The sequence below is a fragment of the Serratia sp. (in: enterobacteria) genome, assembly GCF_051654945.1.
GTDB lineage: Bacteria > Pseudomonadota > Gammaproteobacteria > Enterobacterales > Enterobacteriaceae > Chania.
Genome location: NZ_JBOFZA010000080.1, coordinates 1 through 1,682, shown reverse-complemented (window position 1 = coordinate 1,682; position 1,682 = coordinate 1). Strand labels below are relative to the sequence as shown.

The 1,682-nt window shown below is 39.7% G+C and carries 1 protein-coding gene; it reads right to left on the bottom strand.

Features of this window, described 5'->3' with window-relative positions; all coding sequences use genetic code 11:
- Positions 1-1,214: 1,214 nt before the first annotated feature.
- The coding region (locus ACRDCA_RS16330; RefSeq protein ID WP_438690480.1) for a hypothetical protein at positions 1,215-1,682 on the bottom strand (468 nt) is incomplete at its 5' end.

The following is a 1,682-nucleotide window of genomic DNA, read 5'->3' as shown; positions in this document are numbered from 1 at the left end:
AGCGCGAATTGCAAGGCTTTGAAGTTCTTACGCTGCAGGCTTTGCAAGTTTCTTTGGTCAGACGTTGACAGAGTGTTGAAGTCTTTTGAGATGATCAGCTAGATGTTAAGTCTGCGAATGCTTCGCAGCGCGATCAGGGGCAACGCCCAAGCTTTCAGCCAAGTTTCTTGCAGTTTTTCCAACCCTTTTTCCACAGTTGGGTGTCTGTTTTTATCGGACTGATTTGAGTCCATCCTATTCACTGTCTGATCCAATCACATTGTCTCTGTAGGGCGGAGCCCCGCCCAGCACGGCTTTTTTTTTCATGCATACATTATCTGCTAATAAATATGTCACATGGAGGAAATATCCTAGCAGATTTCTATAAAGTGTTACAATCATGCCTTATGATGCTAAAAGTCAACATTCATCCTTATCATATTATTCTCATAAACATAATGTTTATTTTAATACTAAACATGAGGTATTTGTCATATCGAATACCCATAATCTCACCTACTAAACGGTTTAAGTCATAGATTAAAATATCCTAAGTTCTAATAACCACAGCAAGATAAAACAACATAAAATACCACATTCATGTGTATATTGTCTCTTGAGTATATTGCTTTAATAGCAGCAGTCTTTTCTTGATTGTCCTTTTGGCAGAGTCCATAGAAGGTTTGGGGTGTTCTTTGCAAAGGGGAGAAAGAGAGCGCATTCCTTTGGAAGGCGGGAGACCAAAGCTGAGGTCTCGAGGTCATTAGGAGTATCGCGTTGTGTGGCTCTGGTGATCTTCTCAGCTCAGACGAAGCTGTAAGTCAGTCACTTTTTGTTTATCAGAAGCGTAGTTTATGGTAAGCGGGGTGAGGTCTCTGGTTCTGGAACCTCTCCAAAGAAGGAGTACTTTGTTCTTAACCATGGGCAGATGTTAGGTTCATTCCCTCTTCAAACTTATCATGGTTTACGAGTCTCTTGCGGTGATAAGGAAAACAGGCAGGAAGCTAGTCAGATACTTTGGGGCGTTGTGTTGGTCATTTGTATATTTTTTTACGACACAGCGTGGAGGGAGGAACTCAGTGGTATGTTCTGAGTTAAGCTTATGTGTGTGCGTCTATCTTCAAGGTTCTACACATCCCCCTTTCGCTCGGTGAGGTTCCCATTGCGAACGTCGGCGGGCGCTGGAACAAGATACAGAGAGAGCAGGCACACACAAGACACAAACAACATCTCCATCACTGACTGAATCCTGGTGCAGGGTAATTTGGAAATAGACAGGTTAGAAACTTGAGAAGACATAGGGATGCAATGTTCAGTATGATTCGAAGTAATTCTAAATTTAATTCATGGGGATGTTTAAGTGCAGTCTTTTTATTGTTTCCGAGACTTAAATTGCAAACGCTTTTTGTTATGAATGCACATTTTCGTTTTTTACGAATTGATTGTTGCTTTATTTTCTCTGGATTTACTATTTTTGGAATGGCTGAACTTTTAGGAGGAAGTCTTTGTAAACATTGTTTTACATGCTTCCATTTATGCTCTATTTCAGAGAATTTACATTCTTGTGCTATACTTTTTTCACACATTATTGGACTACCCGAAGTTGATGTATTAAATTTTCTTAATTTACGACGTTCATTCAATGGACTTGATAATTCATTATATTTGCATAAGACAGTTTTGGTGTTGATTAAAATGTGACT